This is a genomic window from Streptomyces sp. NPDC127595 (genome assembly GCF_042671685.1).
In the GTDB taxonomy this organism is placed as follows: domain Bacteria; phylum Actinomycetota; class Actinomycetes; order Streptomycetales; family Streptomycetaceae; genus Streptomyces.
In genome coordinates this window covers 117,999-134,675 of the sequence record NZ_JBHXWK010000014.1, presented here as the reverse complement: position 1 = coordinate 134,675, position 16,677 = coordinate 117,999, and the positions used below count along the sequence as shown (strand labels likewise).

The following is a 16,677-nucleotide window of genomic DNA, read 5'->3' as shown; positions in this document are numbered from 1 at the left end:
ACATGAGTGCTGCCTGCCGCGCCGACCAGCGTTCGAACCGCACCCGCAGTCGTGCCGCCCTGCTGACCGCGGGGGCCGCTGCCGCGGCTCTCGCGCTGTCCGCGTGCGGTTCCGGGGGTACTTCGGGCGGCTCGGGCAACACCAACTTCGTCGCAGGCGAGGACGGCATCTCCACCGTCGCCAAGGGCGAGCGGAGCGCCGCGCCCGACCTCTCCGGCGAGACCGTCGACGGCAAGCAGCTCGACGTCGCCGACTACAAGGGCAAGGTCGTCGTCCTCAACGTGTGGGGCTCCTGGTGCCCGCCGTGCCGCGCCGAGGCCCCGAACTTCGTCAAGGTCGCCAAGGACACCGCGGCCCAGGGCGTGCAGTTCGTCGGCATCAACACCCGTGACCCCAGCACCGGTCCGGCCAAGGCCTTCGAGGAGGAGCAGGGGATCACGTACCCCAGTCTGTACGACCCCACGGGCAAGCTGATGCTCCGCTTCAAGAAGGGCACGCTGAACCCGCAGGCGATCCCCTCCACGCTCATCATCGACCGGGACGGGAAGATCGCCGCCCGCACGCTGCAGGCCCTCAGCGAGGACAAGCTGCGCGAGATGCTCGCCCCCGTCCTCGCGGAGAAGTGACCTGACGTGTCCCTTCTCGCCGCGTCCACGGATCTCGCGACGTCCGCGCACCTCGCCGCTTCCATGGACCTCGCCGCACCCATCGGCACGAACGAGACCGTCTACGACGGAGCACTGCTGCTCGCCCTGCCGATCGCCGTGCTCGGCGGACTGATCTCCTTCTTCTCGCCGTGCGTGCTGCCGCTGGTGCCCGGCTACCTGTCGTACGTCACCGGGGTCAGCGGCACCGATCTGGCGGAGGCCAGAAGGGGGCGGATGGTCGTCGGCGCGAGCCTGTTCGTACTCGGCTTCACCGCCGTGTTCGTGTCGGGCGGGGCGCTGTTCGGCTACTTCGGCTCGACGCTGTACGAGCACCAGGACACGCTGTCCAAGGTGCTGGGCGTCCTCATGGTCCTCATGGGTGTCTTCTTCATGGGGATGATGCCCTGGCTCACCCAGCGCGAGTTCCGTTTCCACAAGCGGCCGGTGACCGGACTGGTGGGCGCCCCGCTCCTCGGTGCGCTCTTCGGGATCGGCTGGACCCCGTGCATCGGCCCGACGCTCTCCTCCGTACAGGCTCTGTCGATGGAGCAGGCGAGCGCCGGCCGAGGGGCCATACTGACCGTCGCGTACTGCGCCGGGCTCGGAGTGCCCTTCGTCCTCGCCGCGGTCGCCTTCCGCAGGGCGCTCGGCGCCTTCGGCTGGGTCAAGGCCCACTACGCGTGGGTGATGCGCATCGGCGGCGGCATGATGATCGTGACCGGCCTCCTTCTGCTGACGGGCGCGTGGGACAGCCTCGTTCAGCAGATGCAGGTCTGGTCGAACGGCTTCACGGTAGGGATCTGATCCATGAGCACCACTGACACCGGCAAGACGACGACCGGCGCGGGTCAGACGACGGACGGCACGGGCCGGACGACGGACGGCACGGGCCGGACGACGGACGACACGGGCCGGACGACGGACGACCCGGGCCGGACGACGGACGACACCGGTGAGGCGACGGAGCCGGTGCCCGCGAGCCGGCACGTCGGTGTGAGCGCCGACGGGGAGCTCGGTGCCGCCGGGTCCCAGCTCTCCACCGCCCCGATCGACACCGTCGTCCCCGGATCCTTCGGCGGCGTACGCAAGGCCGGTGCCGTCGGATGGCTGGCGTGGACCGGGCGCGAGATCTTCGGCTGGGCCCGTTGGTTCTGGCGGCAGTTGACCTCCATGCGGATCGCGCTGCTCCTGCTGTTCATGCTGTCGCTGGGGGCGATCCCCGGCTCGCTGATCCCGCAGTCCGGCACCGACGCGGTGAAGGTGCAGGACTTCAAGGACGCGCACAGTCTGCTCGGGTCCGTCTACGACAAGCTCGGGCTGTTCCACGTCTACAGCTCGGTGTGGTTCTCCGCGATCTACATCCTTCTCTTCGTCTCGCTCATCGGCTGCATCGTGCCGCGCACCTGGCAGTTCGTCGGGCAGCTGCGCGGCCGTCCGCCGGGCGCGCCCAGGCGGCTGAACCGGCTGCCCGCGTACGCCACCTGGCGCACCGACGCCGAGCCGGAGCAGGTCCGCGAGGCCGCCCTGAAGGTGCTGAAGAAGCGGCGCTTCCGGGCGCACCTCGCCGGGGACGCCGTCGCCGCCGAGAAGGGCTACCTGCGCGAGACCGGAAACCTGCTCTTCCACATCGCGCTCGTCGTGATGCTCGTAGCCTTCGCCTGGGGCCAGCTCTTCAAGTCCGAGGGCAACAAACTGATCGTCGAGGGCGACGGCTTCTCCAACACGCTCCTGTCGTACGACGACTTCAAGTCCGGCAACCTCTTCTCCACCGACGACCTCACGCCGTTCAGCTTCGAACTGAGGAAGTTCACCGGCACGTACGAGGAGACCGGCCCCAACAAGGGCACCCCTCGCACCTACCAGGCGGACATCACCTACAGCGTGGGCGCCGAGGGCAAGGAGCAGAAGACCACGGTCAAGGTCAACGAGCCGCTGGAGATCGGCGACTCGAAGGTCTACCTCGTCAGCCACGGCTACGCGCCCGTCGTCACCGTCCGGGACGGCAAGGGCAACGTCGTCTACTCCGAGCCCGTGCCGATGCTGCCGCTCGACTCGAACGTCACCTCGCAGGGCGCGATCAAGGTCATGGACGGCTACCGGAACGCGAAGGGCGTGAAGGAGCAGCTCGGCTTCGCCGCGTTCTTCGTGCCGACCTTCGCGGGCGCGGGCAAGGGCGACATGTTCTCCCAATTCCCCGCGCTCAACGATCCCGTGCTCGCGCTGACCGGCTACCACGGCAGCCTGGGGGTCGACTCGGGCCTTCCGCAGAACGTGTACCAACTGGACACCTCCCAGATGAAGCAGTTCAAGGACGCGAAGGGCGAGATCCTCAAGTCGAGGCTGGCGCCCGGCGAGACCATGACGCTGCCGAACGGCGCCGGCTCGATCACCTTCGAGAAGGACATCAAGGAGTGGGCCGGCTTCCAGGTCACCCAGCAGCCCGGCAGTGACTGGGCGCTGGCCGGAGCCTTCACCGCGATCTTCGGTCTCGCCGGGTCGCTCTTCATCCAGCGCCGTCGCGTCTGGGTGCGGGCCGTCACGGGCGCCGACGGTGTCACCGTCGTCGAGATGGCGGGCCTGGGCCGAAGCGAGTCCACAAAGCTCCCCGAGGAACTCGGAGACCTGGCCGCGCTCGTGCACGACCAGGCGCCCACCAAGCCCGACGCAGACGCAGACGACCTCGATCCCGATCCCCATCCCGACGCCGAACCCCCCGTACCTGCCGCCGGAAAGGCCGAGAAGCAATGACTCTCGCCACCGCAACCACTCTGGCCACGGCCACCAACGAACACCTCGCCAACATCAGCAACACGCTGATCTACTCCGCGATGGCCGTCTACACGCTGGCCTTCTTCACCTACATCGCCGAGTGGATCTTCGGCAGCCGCAGCAAGGTCGGCCGCACGGCCGCCGCGCTGACCTCCCCGCACAAGGCAGCGGCTCCCGCGGTCACGGTGAAGAACGCGGGCGGCACCGCCGTCCTGGAGCGACCTCAGGTCGTCACCCGGTCCGCGGCCGGCGCCCGTGACGTGCCCGACGGTCCCGGCGCGCACGGCGGGGACGCACAGGGCGACCTCTACGGACGTATCGCGGTGTCTCTCACCGTGGTCGCCTGGGCCGTCGAGACGGCCGGCGTCGTCGCCCGCGCTCTGTCGGTGCAGCGGGCGCCGTGGGGCAACATGTACGAGTTCAACATCACCTTCTCCACCGTCGCCGTCACGGTGTACCTGGTGATGCTCGCGCTGAAGAAGAACGTCCGCTGGCTGGGCCTCCCGCTGGTCACCACGGTCCTCCTCGATCTCGGTCTCGCCGTCACTGTCTTGTACACCGCCAGTGACCAATTGGTTCCCGCGCTCCACTCGTACTGGCTGTACATCCACGTCTCGACCGCGATCTTCTGCGGCGCCGTCTTCTACGTGGGCGCGGTCGGCACCCTGCTGTACCTCTTCAAGGACAGCTACGAGAACAAGCTGGCCACCGGCGGCAAGCCGGGGCTCTTCGCAACCTCCGTCATGGAGCGGCTGCCCGCAGCGGCCTCGCTCGACAAGTTCTCCTACCGCGTGAACGCCGCCGTCTTCCCGCTGTGGACCTTCACGATCATCGCGGGCGCGATCTGGGCGGGCGACGCCTGGGGCCGCTACTGGGGCTGGGACCCCAAGGAGACCTGGGCGTTCATCACCTGGGTCGCCTACGCCTGCTACCTGCACGCCCGCGCCACGGCCGGCTGGAAGGGCCGCAAGGCCGCGTACATCGCGCTGATCGCCTTCGCCTGCTTCCTCTTCAACTACTACGGCGTCAACATCTTCGTCACCGGCAAGCACTCGTACGCTGGCGTGTAAGTCCCTCGCGGGCGTCTAAGTCCCTCGCGGCGAAGGCCGGTTCCAGTGACACGGGTCACGGGAACCGGCCTTCGCCGTACGGAGTGCCGGGCGGGACCTCGTGCTCGGCCGCCAGGGCAGGGCGCCGCGCCCCCGTCCACGGCGGCTAGGCAGGCGGCAAGCACTCCTTGGCCGGTGGGTGACCCTCCGGCCAGGCGATCTCCACGAAGCGGGCCTTGCCTTCGGGGGTGAGTTCCACGATCGGGACGGCCTTGTCGTACGGGTTGCCGTGGATGTCCAGGCAGATCCAGCCGCTCGCGCCGCTCACCCGCTGGGAGCCCTTCGTCAGGGTCCACTGGTTGGCGACGTCGGTGATGGGCGGGACCGTCTGTCCGTCGGCGGTGGCCTCGCGGATGCCCTGGACGGCGAGGGTCATGGCGTCGTACGCGATGATCGTCTGCCCGTCATCGAGGGAGACGTCGCCGATGGGACCGACCGGCTTCCGCGCGCTCTCGGCGAGCAGTTCGTCGAGCACCTTCGCGTCGGCGGCGCTTCCCCCGCTTCTCGGGGCGTCCTTCGCGATCCAGGCGTCCGGGTGGGCGAGTGCCGTGTAGCGCACGGAGATGCGGTGCGTGAGGGCGGTGTGGTCGAGGTCCTTGTCGCCGGTGAGGTAGGAGCCTTCGTCGCCGGTGAGGAGGGTGAAGCTGCGGTCCTGGCAGCCGCGGTCGCCCAACGCGTTGATGAATTGGCGCAGTTGGGTGTGCCGGCCCGCGAACAGGATGGTGTCGGTGGCGGGCGCCGTGTCGCAGACCAGGTGGGTGATCTGCCGGAAGGTGTTGGCGGTGGTGCCTTCCTGACTGCGGTCGGCGGGCGGGGTGAACGGCTGCGGCTGGTAGGGCGAGCCCTCAAGGAGCCTCTCGAAGGACTGCTGGAGCGTGCGCGAGTACGGGTCACCCGGCTTGTCGTAGACCAGGAGCGCCTTGCCGGGCGAGACGTCGGCGAAGGAGGCGAGGGCGCGGGCCTCGTCGGTGTTGGTCGGGGAGACGCGGGCGAGCCCGGGGTAAGGGTCCTTGCCGTCCTGCCCGTTGGCGAGGTCGTCGGCCGTGATCGAGGAGCCGATCACCGGAATGCCGAGCCGGGTGAGCTCCTTGACGGCCTTCTTGTTGTTCTCGGTGCTCAGGCCGACACCGGTCACCGCGCGCAGCCGGTCGGGCCCGGTGGTCATCCCGGCCAGCTGGTCGACCGTGTGCTGCCACTGCTCGCCGGTGGCACCGGGGTTGGCAAGCACGAGCCGGATCTTCGGGGTCTGGTCGTTGGAGTCGTGGTTGGCGCGGTACTGGGCCAGATAGGCGCCCTGGAGTTCGTGCAGGGCGTCGCCGAGGTTGTCCGCGTCTGTCGCCGTGAAGGGTTCGAGCAGGGCGACGGTCACCCAACTGCCGGGCTTGAGGCTCTTGTTCTCGGCGTCGATCGCCCGTACGGCCTCGGTGAACTGGGAGCGGCCCCAGTTGTACGAGCTCGCCGAGACGCCCACGCACTCGTCGCTGCCCTCGGGACGCTCGACGCCGGGGGCACACGAACGGTCCTCCTGCGCGAGCGTCGTACCGCCCCAGACGCCGAAGGCGACGAGGACGGCCGCCAGCAGCAGGGCGATGTACCGCCGGAAGCGGATCTCCCAGACGTCCTCGCGCAACCACACCCACAAGCGCGCCATTTACCGGCCCCCGTCCTGAGTCATGAGTTGGCTCCGCGCTCAGTCATGCGTCGGCTTCGCCCGCTGTCATGAGTTGGCCTCGTCCTCGTCGTCCTCGTCACCCGGGACACGGAAGGGGCGGCCGGTCAGCGCGTCCGCCGGCCAGTCCCTGGAGGCCCGCCACAGCAGGGCGTTGCCCGCGGGCCGCAGATTCGACAGCTGCTCCAGCTCGAACCGCAGCCGCTCGGTCACCTTCGGGTCCGGCAGTACCAGCGGGTCGGTCAACTGCCATACGGCGTGCAGGAGTCGGCGTACGCGCAGATGCAGTACGGCGTCCACGCTGTCCGGCGGGGTCTGCGCGGCGTCCGTGCGGCCGAGCGCCACGGCTGCCCGGTGGTCGTGGCCGTCGAAGTCGTGGCCGTCCGGATCGTGTGCGTGGTAGTAGGGCGCGGAGGCGATGAAGACCAGCGCCGACAGCCAGGCGCGTGTGTCGGCGCGGTGGAAGGTGTCGCGGAGGTAGGCGACCGCGAAGTCCGCCTTGCCCAGGGCGAGTTCGTGGTGCAGCCGGTACTGGGCGCGGCCCGGGTTGTCGTCGCTTCCGGGTACGTCGGCGTAGTGGTCGATGAGGGTGCGGTGCGCGGCCCGCCACTGCTCGTGGCCGGGGTCGCGGTGGTGCAGGCGCAACAGCAGCAGGGCGCGCAGGAACGGGTCGCCGACGAACTGGTCCGCCGCCACCGGCCAGCCCTCCTCGGCGAGCCGCGCCTCCAGGCCCAGTACGCCCGACGCGCCGAAGTCGTCCGGGAGTTGGGCCCGCGCCAGTGCGCGCGCCGAGTCGGGATCGTGGGCGGCGGCGAGGACGGTCAGCTCGTCCAGGCTGTCGCCGGGCACCAGCCTGTCCAGGAGCTCCTGGTAGGCGGCGCGTCCGTCGTGGTCGTCCAGCAGGGCCACGTCGGTGGTGAGCAGCGCGCCCAGGGTGGCGGCCTCGGGGAGGTTCTGGTGGGCGGACTCGGCGAGCAGGGTGATGCCCAGTGGGTTTCCGCCGGTCAACCGGTGTGTGGCGTGCGGGAGTTGGGGTGGGACCGGGACGTCGAGGCAGGTGGCGCCCACGATGTGCAGGGTGTCGTCCGGGGTCAGCGGCGGCAGCGACACGAGCAGCGCGCGCGAGGAGGGCGAGGTGTCCGGCGTCCAGTCGCTGCGCCGGGCGACGTCGGGCAGGGTGCGGCGGACGGCGTTGCGGAGCGCCGGATGGCCGTATCCCCGTAGCGAGGTGAAGAAGACGACCTGGTCCGCGATGCCGTCGGCGCGGTCCCGCAGCACCGACTCCATGAGGCCCCGGCCCGCGGGCGCCTGCACGTTGTCGACGAGGACGACGGGACGGCCGAGCCGGTGCGAGCGCTGCAACGCCCCCGTGTACGCGTCGTCGAGGTCCGCCAGCAGGGCTCGTACGAGATAACGCTCCGCGTGCGTACGGGAGTTGCCGCCCGCCCGGAAATGCCGGGAGAGGAGGATCAGTCCCAGCTTCGGGTTGCCGCCCGCGTTGGGGTAGTCGCGGTACCAGGCCGCCGCCCTGCGCAGCCGGTGGTGGGTGGGGGAGACGCCCTCCGAGAAGGCCTCCAGGGTCGCCTCGATGATCGGCTCAAGTACCGGTCCCGTACCGGACATGGAGGCGATCAGCTTGGCGACGACCTTGTTCACCCAGCGGTTCGCGAAGCCGGAGAGCCAGGAACCGGACTCGTTCAGGAGCAGGATCCGCTCCGCCTCCTGCCGGATGCGCGGCAGGTCGCGGTCGCTCCAGCCGCTCGCCGCGACGGCCAGCAGCCCGGCCGCGAGCCGCGGGAAACTGATCCGCTTGGCCCCCGTCACCGGCTCCGCGAGCTGCTCGGCGATCGTGGTGAGCGCCTGCGCGAGGGGCGACCAGGACTCGGCGGGACGCTCCTGCGGCGGCCCGGCGAACTGCGCCTCCTCGCCGTCCACCAGCGCGACCGGCGTATGCCCCTTGCACGCCCTCCGCAACTCGGCGAGCAGCGCGGTCTTCCCCAGTCCCCGACCGCCCGCGAACACCACGAAGGGCAGTTCCTTCGGGTGTTCGTACGGCGTCGAGCGGTGCTGGTACGGACGCAGGCCGATGAGCCGTGGAGCGAGACCGGGCGGATCGCTGTCGAACAGCGCCCCCCGGCCGTGCAGCCCTCTGTGCACCGCAACTCCCCCCGGGGCGGTCCGGTCCGATGTGCTGCTGTGAGGTGTATCAACACCAGTGTAAAAAGGGGGACTTGGTTCGGGATAGGGCGCCTGGTGACCGTTGGGTTACGAAAGTTTGCTGTCTGTCAGTGGACTGTGATCGAGTCGAGCTTCTCTCGCAGGTAGACATGAGAGTCCACGGGCGGGTACGCGACCCGGCCCACCGGCGCCGGCACGGACTCGACGAGCGTCCCCGGGGTGCACTCGCCGAAGTACACCAGCGACATCAGCTCCTCGGCGGGCGCGTCCGCCGGCGGCGGCAGCACCCGGTGCCGGCCCGAGCGCCACCTGTCGCCCGTCCAACGTGCCATCAGATCCCCGATGTTGATGGTGAACGCTGCCGGGTCGAACGGTGCGTCCTCCCAGCCGCCCTCGTCCGTGAAGACCTGCAGCCCGCCCTTGCCGGCCTGCCGGTCGAGGATCGTGACCGTCCCGAAGTCGGTGTGCGGGCCGATGCGGAACTGGTTCTCCTGCGGCTCCCCGATGATCTCCGTACCCGGGTACCAGTTGATGTTGAAGCCGTATGTCGGGTGGTCCATGTGCTTGGTGAAGAAGTCCGGCTCCACGCCGAGAGCCTCGCTGAGGAGGGCGAGGAGATGGTTCTCCAGCTCGCCCATCCGCGTCAGGTACTCCTCGCAGAGCTTCTGCAGCTCCGGCGCCTCCGTGGGCCAGACGTTCGGCGCGTACCACTCCGCGTTGGTCTCCGGGTCCTCGAACGGCTCGTGCGTCGCGAACGACAGGGACTCCTTGAGGTCCGGCGGGGTCTCCGTACCCTCCGAGTAGCCGTTCGCCTCGGCACCCGGGCCGAGCCAGCCCCGGCCGCCGACCTTGACGGCGTACGGCTGCTTCGCCGCGGCGGGCAGGGCGAAGAAGCGGCGGGCCGCCTCACGGATGTCGCTGCGCAGCGACGGCGCCACGCCGTGTCCGGTGACGAGCAGGAAACCGGCGGTCTGGAGGGCCTGGTCGACGGTGCGGGCGATGTCGGCGCGGGCGTCCCGGTCGCCGGAGAGCCAGGGGCGCAGGTCGATGGTGGGGATGCGGGGTGTGGGGGTGGTGCCGGCGTGGGCCTCTGGCTTGGGGGCTTCAGTCACCGATGTCCTCGTTCCAAAGGGCGGGGTGGTCCTTGATGAAGTCGCGCATCAGGGCGGTGCACTCGGGGTCGCCGAGGACCACGATCTCAACGCCGTGTTCCGCGAGCCAGTCGTGTCCACCGTGGAATGTGGCGGCCTCGCCGACCACGACCCGCGAGATGCCGAACTGCCTGACCAGACCGCTGCAGTACCAGCAGGGGGAGAGGGTGGTCACCATCGTCGTACCGCGGTACGAGCGCTGCCGTCCCGCATTGCGGAAGGCCGCCGTCTCCGCGTGCATCGACGGGTCGCCGTCCTGGACGCGGCGGTTGTGGCCGCGGCCGAGGAGGGTGCCGTCCGCGCCGTACAGCGCGGCCCCGATGGGGATACCGCCCTCGGCGAGCCCGGCGCGGGCCTCGGCGAGGGCGGTGGTCAGCCAGGCGCGGGCCTGGGCCTGGTCCATGGGCTGATCGGGGTCCATGGGTGGATGCATGCCTCCACTGTCCGGTGGCGCAAACACCGGGGCGACGGGCGCGTTCCCACATTTTCGTGGGACAGCGCAAAGGAGTCACACGGTCGCGTACCGTGAATTCACATGGCCAGCCGTCAGGGGGGAGGGGCGGTCATGCGGGGTATCGCTCGGCAGGCTTTCCGCTCCGCGCCGGCCGCCGCCCACCGGGCACGGCTGCCGGTCGTCAAGTTACCGAGGCTGTCCCCCCGGGGCACTGCCGTCGTCCTGGCCGCGTTCGGCGCGGCGTTCGGCGTGTTCGTGCTGGTACTCACCGCGCCCGACCGGTACGCCGACTCGACGTCAACACTGTTCTCCGGCACGGTCGGAGGCCTGTACCTCGGAGCCGGGCTGCTGGCGCGGCTGCGCCGGCCGCGCAACGCGGTCGGGCTGCTGATGCTGCTCGTGGGCATCGGCTGGTTCGCCGAGGATCTGCAGATCTCCACGGACCCGGTGGTCCATACGGCGGGGCTGTTCCTGCGCTCAGCGTCCAGCGGGTTCCTGATCCCGCTGCTCCTGGTGTTCCCCGACGGCCGGCTCCGCTCCCGTCGTGACGATGCGACGAGACCGCCCGCGGTCGACCGCCGCGAGCACGGGACCGCCGCGGCCGTGGTGGACCGGACGCTGGTGGCCGTGGGCTGCGCGCTGGCCTTCGTCCTGATGCCGGTGGGCGTGTTGTTCCATGCGAGTGTGGTGCCGAATCTGCTGCTCGTGCGTCCCATGGGGGAACTGCACCAGGTCCTCGACGCCGTGCAGTTCGTGATGAGCGGTGCGGTGGCCGCCGTACTCGTCTGGCGATACGCGTCCGCAACACCGCCGGCCCGCCGGGTGCTCGCCCCGCTCCTCGGCGTGGGCCTGGTGGGCGGCCTGGCCTCCGGGCTCGACGCGGCGCTCGGTACGCGGCGCGAGTGGTTGCACACCCCGCTCCTCACCGTCGTACACCTGACGGTCCTGCTGCTGCCGCTGGCCTTCCTCGCCGGAGTGTGGCGGGTACGACTGGGTCGTACGGCCGTTGCCGAACTGCTCCGGAAGATGCCGCTCGGCTCGCGGGCGGATCTGCGGGAGGCACTCGCCAGGACGCTCGGTGACCGCCCGCTCCAAGTGGGTTTCCCCACGCCGGGCGGCACCGGTTACCTGGACGCCGAAGGCAGACCGCTGTCCGTACCGCCGGGACGGCAGATCACCGATCTGGAGCGCGACGGCCGACGGGTGGGCGTACTCGTCCACGACCCCGCTCTGCGGGAGGACCGGTACGTGCTGGAGGCGGTCGTCTCCGCCGCGGCACTGGAACTCGACAACCAGGCCCTGGTCGCCGAGTTGCGCGCATCCCGTCGGCGCGTCATCGAGGCCGGTGACGAGCAACGCAGGGAAGTGGAGCGGGCGTTGCACGACGGGGCGCAGCAGAAGTTCATCAACCTGGGCCTGCAACTGAGGCTCGCGCGCCGGCGCCTGGACCGCCACTCCGCGCGTGATCCTGATCCGGAACTGGCCAGGTTGCTGGACGACGCGCTCGTCACGCTGGAGAAGGGGCACGCCGAGCTGCGCGTGGCGGCCCGGGGTATCCACCCGGTGGTCCTCAGCGAGGCAGGTCTGGTGCCCGCGCTGCGGTCACTGGCCGCCGACCTGCCCCTGACGGTCGACATCCACGCCGCCGAGCTGCCCCAGCTGCCCGAACCGGTCGAACTCACCGCGTACTACGTCGTGAAAGAGGCGATCAGCAACGTGCTCAAGCACGCGGACGCCGAGACGGTCCGCCTCGACCTCGACCTCGACCCAGACCCCGATCGCGGCCCCGATCTCGACGACCACGACCACGACCACGACTCCGACCACGGCGGAGTGCTGCGACTGAGCGTCACCGACGACGGCGTCGGCGGAGCGGACCCGGCCGGCGGCGGTACGGGTCTGCTCGGACTACGTCACCGGGTGTCCGCGTACGACGGCGAACTGACCGTACGCAGCCGCCCCGGCGAGGGCACTGTCGTCTCGGTGACGCTGCCCACGACCGAACCGGCGAGGTACGGGAGAGACAGGACGGGCGGGACGAGCGGGACGAGCGGGACGGGAGACAGAGGCGCGAGAAGTGAGAGAGGCGCGAGAAGTGACAGAGGCGGCGGGCAGGGATGACCGAGGACCGGATGTCCCGGGTGCCCGGGCGGGCGCTGCGCGTCGTGCTGGCCGACGACGACCCGGTGTACCTACAGGGACTGGCAAGCATTCTGGAGGGCGAGGGCCACGAGATCGTCGCGCGTGCCGGAGAGGCGCGGGGGCTGCGGGCCGCGGTCTCCAGAACTCTGCCCGATCTCGCTGTGATCGATATCAGGATGCCGCCCACGCAGCGCCTGGAGGGGCTCGAGGCGGCGGTGGAGATCCGGCGCGCCCATCCCCGAGTGGGCATCCTGCTGCTCTCCAAAGACGTCGAGCTGATCCATCTGCGGCAACTGCTGGAGGCCGGGTCCGGGGCCGACGCCGGTGGGATCGGCTACCAGCTGAAGTGGCGGGTGACCGGGCCTGACTTCGTCACCGACGTCGTGCACGAGGTCGCGGCCGGGCACTACGCCATCGACGGGGAGATACATCGCGCCCTCTACAGCAGCCCCCTCAAGCGTGAGCGTCTCGCCGGCCTGACGGAGCAGCAGCTGAAGGTGCTGAAACTCATGGCGGAGGGGCTGGCCAACCCGGCCGTCGCCGCCAAACTGACCATCAGCAAACGCACGGTGGAGGACCACGTCAACATCATCTTCGACAAGCTCGGACTGCCGCCGGAGGCGCGAGAGGCGTACGACCGCAGGGTGCGCGCGGTGCTCATGTACCTGGAGTCCGACGGCTGAGGAGGAGCCGGGTCAGCTCGGCGGCCGAAAGCTCCTCCTTCGCGAGGAAAGCCAGCGCCGGCGACCGGGCGATCCGGTCCCCGAACTGTTCCGCCTCGCGCGCCGAACACAGGACGACCGCCGTGGCGGGAGCCAGGGTCTGCAGTGCCCGGCAGACGGCGAACCCGTCCGCCAGGTTGTCCGGGCCCGGTAGCCCGATGTCCAGCAGCACCGCATCGGGCCGCTCCCGGGCCACGGCGGCGAGCGCCTCGGCTCCCGAACCCGCCTCGGTCGCGTGGAAATCACCGTCCGCCTCCAGCAACTCGCGTGCGGCGGACCGGAATCCGGGGTCGTCGTCGACGATCAGCAGCGTGCGGGCCATGGGCCCATGCTCACCGCGGCACGGCACCGCGGGCATCCGTGCCGGCACGGGGATTCCCCGGCGTCAGAGCCCGTGCCGACGCTGATGTCCAAGCCTGCGCGAGCCCCCAGACTGGCGTGACCGCTCCCGCCGGCCGGCACGCGCCGAGCGACCTTCGAGCGGCTCGCGCCGAGCGACGTTCGAGCGGCACATGCCGGTCGGCACGACTTGAGCGGCACGTCGTCGAGCGGCACGTCGTCGAGCGGCACGCGCCGGTCGGCACGCACATCGCGGGAACCACGCATCCGGCGGGGAATCACGCATCCCGCGGGAATCGCAAAACCGGCATCCGGCGGGAACCACACATCCGGCATCCGGCGGGAATCACACATCCGGAAGGAGTCCAGCACACGATCATGAAACGCACACGGGGGATCGGCCGCGGCGCCATCGCGCTCGCGGCGATACTGACCACCCTGGGGCTGATGGCCACGGCCACGGCCTGCGGGTACGTCGCCAAGGTCGGCGTACGGGCCGTCGCCCGCGGCGCACCGGCCGCGGCACCCTTCTTCGCGCGGGCCATCGGCCTGGGCCTGGACATCGCCGTCGGCGAGGCGCTCTCCCGCACCACCGGGGAGAGGAAGGGCAACGAGGCCGGCTTGTACGGGGGGACCCGCGACACCGGGCGCTGCAACAAGGCCAAGCTCGTCGAGTTTCTCCTGAAACCGGAGAACAGCGGCAAGGCGAAGGAATGGGCGAGGGTGCAGGGCCTCGACGGGGTCGACGAGATCCCCGGCTTCGTGAGGAAACTGACGCCGGTGGTACTGCGCGGCGACACCCTCGTCAAGAATCACGACTTCGAGAAGGGGAAGGCGGTGGCCTTCGAGGCCCTGCTCGAAGCGGGGATCGCCATCCTGGTCGACCAACTCGGGAAACCTGCCGTGCAGTGCAGTTGCGGCAACCCGCTGAGCACGTTCGACCATGACATCGGCAAGACCGACGTGAAGTTCGACGACGACAACAAGAAATGGCCGTCGTACGACTCGAAGAAGCTGACCAAGGTCGAGCCCGCGCCGGAGGACGACCCGGTCGAGGTCTACGAGCTCGTCGACATCGAGAAGCCGAACGCCGGGCTCGAACGGTCGCCCGGCTCGGACGGCACCGGTGACAAGGTTCTGCCGACGGCGCCGGGCGACGACTCCTCGCCCGCGGTGACGGTCGAGGTCCCCGACGTCACGGGCAAGCCCGTGGAAGAGGCAGTCCAGATCCTGGAGAGCGCGGGCTTCGAGGCCGAGACCATCGACGAGGCCTCCGACGCAGCCACACCCGGAACGGTCCTCGGCCAGCTTCCGGCAGGCGGCGAGCAGGCTTCCACCGACGTCGTGGTGCAACTGACCTTGGCGGCGGGCACGGACCCGACGACCAGTCCGTCCCAGACGGGGGAACCCACGGGGGGCTCCGGACTCGTCGGCGGCACGGGGGATCCCAACGGGACGGGAGAACCGGGCGAGTCGGGGGCGTCGGGCCAGACCGGGGAGGACGGAGGTCCCGGGGCCGACGGCGGGACGTCCGACTCCGGCGCGTTCTTCGGCGGCGCGACCGGAAGCACCTGAACCCGGCCGCCGTTCCCGGGCCGACGAGGGAACGGCCCGGTCGCGGCGGCCGTCCACCAAGCCGTCCGGACCCCGCGTCTTCGCGACGCGGGGTTCACGGCGTCGGTACCCGCGTCACGCGTGCTCGTGACACGCGTACTCGCGCGGCCCGTGCCGGTTCGAGCTCCGGCCGGGGAGCCTCCGTACGGCGGCCCGAGGGTCAGCAGCCCCCGGCAGCCCGTCCGTACTGCCGGGCCAGCGCGCGGAAGGACTCCTTCGGCTCCCAGTGCCAGCCGGATGCCGGATCATCGGGCCGGTCCTTGATCGGCTTCACGATGCCGTAGCTCGCCATGTCGAGGTCGTGGAGCGGGTCGTGGGGGAGGTGCGGGGCGTCCGGGGTGACGAAGGTGAAGGCCATCGCCGAGTACAGGCCCATCGACTCGAACACCGACTGCACGTCCGTCAGGTACGCGGCCTGAGTGCGCTCACTGCGCACGAGACCGAGTTCGCCCTTGATCTCGGGCGGTTCCTTCGTGTAGTCGACGACGTCCCAGCCCATGCCGCCCGCCTCCGGCGCCCCTTCGAAGGTGCAGCAGCCGAACTCCATGATGGCGACCGGCTTCCCGAAGCGCCGGAACCGGTTGAGGTCGCGGACGTACTCGGCGCGGCTGCGGAAGTAGGAGTAATAGTCGATGCCGACGAGGTCGAAGAGGTCCCAGTCGACGTCGTCGTCCTGGGCGGCCGCGTAGGTCAGCTTGCCGCGGAAGACGGACCGGCCGACAGCCGCCGCCTTCGCGGTGAAGCGGGCCAGGCGGCGGGCCATCAGCACCGGGTCGAAGTTGCCCTTCAGCAGGTTCTCGATCCGCTCCACGGCGTTGTCGCCGGGCACGATTCCGGGCACGAAGAGCCAGAACTCGCAGCCGACGCTGAGGTGCACCCCGGCGCCCTGCCGCCGCAGCCGCTCGGCGAACCGCCCTGTCTCCGCGAGATGTTCGAGGATCTCCTTCTCCGGCACGTCGCCCAGCGTGGGCTCCAGCCAGACGTTCAGCCCCCGCTCCGCCGCCTCGCCCGCCGTCGCCGTGAGCCGCTCGACACCGGCGCCGGTGACCTTCACGGAGTTGGCGTGCAGCTCGCGGTCGATCGCCCGCATGTCGGCGCGCATCCGCCGGCCACTCCACGCGGTCCCGGGCGTCTCCCCCTCGGCGACCTCGTAGACGACACCGCGGTACGTCAGCCGGCGCGCACCCCCACCGCCCTCGCTCGCCGAGGCCGGCCCCGCGGTCATCGGCAGCACCGCCGCACCCCCGACCGCCGCGGCCATCCCCAGAAAACGTGCCCGGGTGATCCCCTGCATCGCGCCTCCTCAAGTCGTCGTCCCGACCCAGTCTGGGAAGCGACCCCGGTCCCCGCCGTCCGCCGATGGTCTAGGCAGGGACGCCGAAGGGATGAAGGTCGGAGTCGGCGGTCAGGCGGTGTGGCGCGGTGATGGAAGGAGAGGGCTGGTCATAGCCGTGTGGCTGTGCGGATCAGCCCGGCGAGAGCGAGGGAGCGGCTGTGCGCGGGCCAGGCGATGTGGGTGACGACGGGGGGTGCGTCGGTCAGGGGGACGGCGGTGTGTTCGGCCCAGAGCCAGGAGCGGGCGGAGTCGGGGAAGACGGCGGCGGTGCGTCCGAGGGCGATCAGCTGCGCCAGCTGCGTCTGATCCCGGATCTCGGGGCCCGGGCCGGGTGGGTAGGTGCCGTGGTGGGGCCAACGGGCGAGCGGAAGACCGGGGACGTCGCTGACGTCGGCCGACGACAACGTCCTCCGCGCGGCGAGGGGGTGCCCTGCGGGCAGGACAGCGATCTGGCCCTCGGTCATCAGTGCTTCGCTGTCGAACCCGGCGAGGGAGTTGAACGGGGCGTGCGGGACTCTCGCTCTCCGACGAGGAGCTCGCCGAGTTG

At 70.4% G+C, this 16,677-nt stretch carries 13 protein-coding genes and 1 pseudogene; 7 read left to right on the top strand and 7 right to left on the bottom strand.

The window, feature by feature from the left end:
* Positions 1-2 precede the first annotated feature (2 nt).
* The 4 genes from ACFVKT_RS34555 (at position 3) to ccsB (ending at position 4,486) form a co-directional block, all read left to right on the top strand.
* Complete coding sequence (locus tag ACFVKT_RS34555; protein WP_385738955.1) at positions 3-626, top strand: TlpA family protein disulfide reductase; 624 nt, start codon at positions 3-5, stop codon at positions 624-626.
* A gap of 63 nt (positions 627-689) precedes the next feature.
* Positions 690-1,451, top strand: coding sequence for a cytochrome c biogenesis CcdA family protein (locus ACFVKT_RS34550; RefSeq protein ID WP_385739190.1), 762 nt, complete (start codon positions 690-692; stop codon positions 1,449-1,451).
* Positions 1,452-1,454: 3 nt separating this feature from the next.
* Complete coding sequence (locus ACFVKT_RS34545) at positions 1,455-3,395, top strand: cytochrome c biogenesis protein ResB (protein ID WP_385738954.1); 1,941 nt, start codon at positions 1,455-1,457, stop codon at positions 3,393-3,395.
* Positions 3,392-4,486 (top strand): c-type cytochrome biogenesis protein CcsB, encoded by a 1,095-nt coding sequence (gene ccsB / locus ACFVKT_RS34540; protein WP_385738952.1) that lies wholly within the window; start codon positions 3,392-3,394, stop codon positions 4,484-4,486. Before ACFVKT_RS34545 ends, ccsB begins: the two co-directional genes overlap by 4 nt.
* 145 nt (positions 4,487-4,631) lie before the next feature.
* On the opposite strand, the gene ACFVKT_RS34535 is transcribed toward ccsB, so the two are convergent.
* From ACFVKT_RS34535 to ACFVKT_RS34520, 4 genes are all read right to left on the bottom strand, one after another.
* Complete coding sequence (locus ACFVKT_RS34535; RefSeq protein ID WP_385738950.1) at positions 4,632-6,176, bottom strand: ABC transporter substrate-binding protein; 1,545 nt, start codon at positions 6,174-6,176, stop codon at positions 4,632-4,634.
* A gap of 66 nt (positions 6,177-6,242) precedes the next feature.
* Positions 6,243-8,351, bottom strand: coding sequence for a hypothetical protein (locus ACFVKT_RS34530; protein ID WP_385738948.1), 2,109 nt, complete (start codon positions 8,349-8,351; stop codon positions 6,243-6,245).
* Between the two features lie 128 nt (positions 8,352-8,479).
* Entirely contained in the window at positions 8,480-9,484 is a 1,005-nt protein-coding gene (locus ACFVKT_RS34525; protein ID WP_385738946.1) for an isopenicillin N synthase family dioxygenase, read from the bottom strand.
* On the bottom strand, positions 9,477-9,926 hold the full coding sequence (locus tag ACFVKT_RS34520) for a nucleoside deaminase (RefSeq protein ID WP_385739187.1): 450 nt from the start codon (positions 9,924-9,926) through the stop codon (positions 9,477-9,479). Before ACFVKT_RS34520 ends, ACFVKT_RS34525 begins: the two co-directional genes overlap by 8 nt.
* Before the next feature lie 162 nt (positions 9,927-10,088).
* Between ACFVKT_RS34520 and ACFVKT_RS34515 the strand changes: the two genes are divergently transcribed.
* Together ACFVKT_RS34515 and ACFVKT_RS34510 are read left to right on the top strand one after the other, a co-directional pair.
* A complete protein-coding gene (locus tag ACFVKT_RS34515; RefSeq protein ID WP_385738944.1) occupies positions 10,089-12,098 on the top strand; it encodes a sensor histidine kinase in 2,010 nt (669 codons plus the stop codon).
* Positions 12,095-12,802 (top strand): response regulator, encoded by a 708-nt coding sequence (locus ACFVKT_RS34510; RefSeq protein ID WP_385738942.1) that lies wholly within the window; start codon positions 12,095-12,097, stop codon positions 12,800-12,802. Before ACFVKT_RS34515 ends, ACFVKT_RS34510 begins: the two co-directional genes overlap by 4 nt.
* Here ACFVKT_RS34510 and ACFVKT_RS34505 read toward each other — a convergent pair.
* Positions 12,777-13,163, bottom strand: coding sequence for a response regulator transcription factor (locus ACFVKT_RS34505; protein WP_385738940.1), 387 nt, complete (start codon positions 13,161-13,163; stop codon positions 12,777-12,779). The two genes, ACFVKT_RS34510 and ACFVKT_RS34505, sit on opposite strands and share 26 nt — an antisense overlap.
* A 395-nt stretch (positions 13,164-13,558) precedes the next feature.
* Between ACFVKT_RS34505 and ACFVKT_RS34500 the strand changes: the two genes are divergently transcribed.
* Entirely contained in the window at positions 13,559-14,755 is a 1,197-nt protein-coding gene (locus ACFVKT_RS34500; protein ID WP_385738938.1) for a DUF6777 domain-containing protein, read from the top strand.
* A gap of 199 nt (positions 14,756-14,954) precedes the next feature.
* Here ACFVKT_RS34500 and ACFVKT_RS34495 read toward each other — a convergent pair whose 3' ends face one another.
* Positions 14,955-16,088, bottom strand: a complete 1,134-nt coding sequence (locus ACFVKT_RS34495) for an abortive phage infection protein (RefSeq protein ID WP_385738936.1) — start codon at positions 16,086-16,088, stop codon at positions 14,955-14,957.
* Positions 16,089-16,237: 149 nt separating this feature from the next.
* Positions 16,238-16,639 (bottom strand): annotated as a pseudogene (locus tag ACFVKT_RS34490) (LysR substrate-binding domain-containing protein); the annotation flags it as partial.
* Between the last annotated feature and the right edge of the window lie 38 nt (positions 16,640-16,677).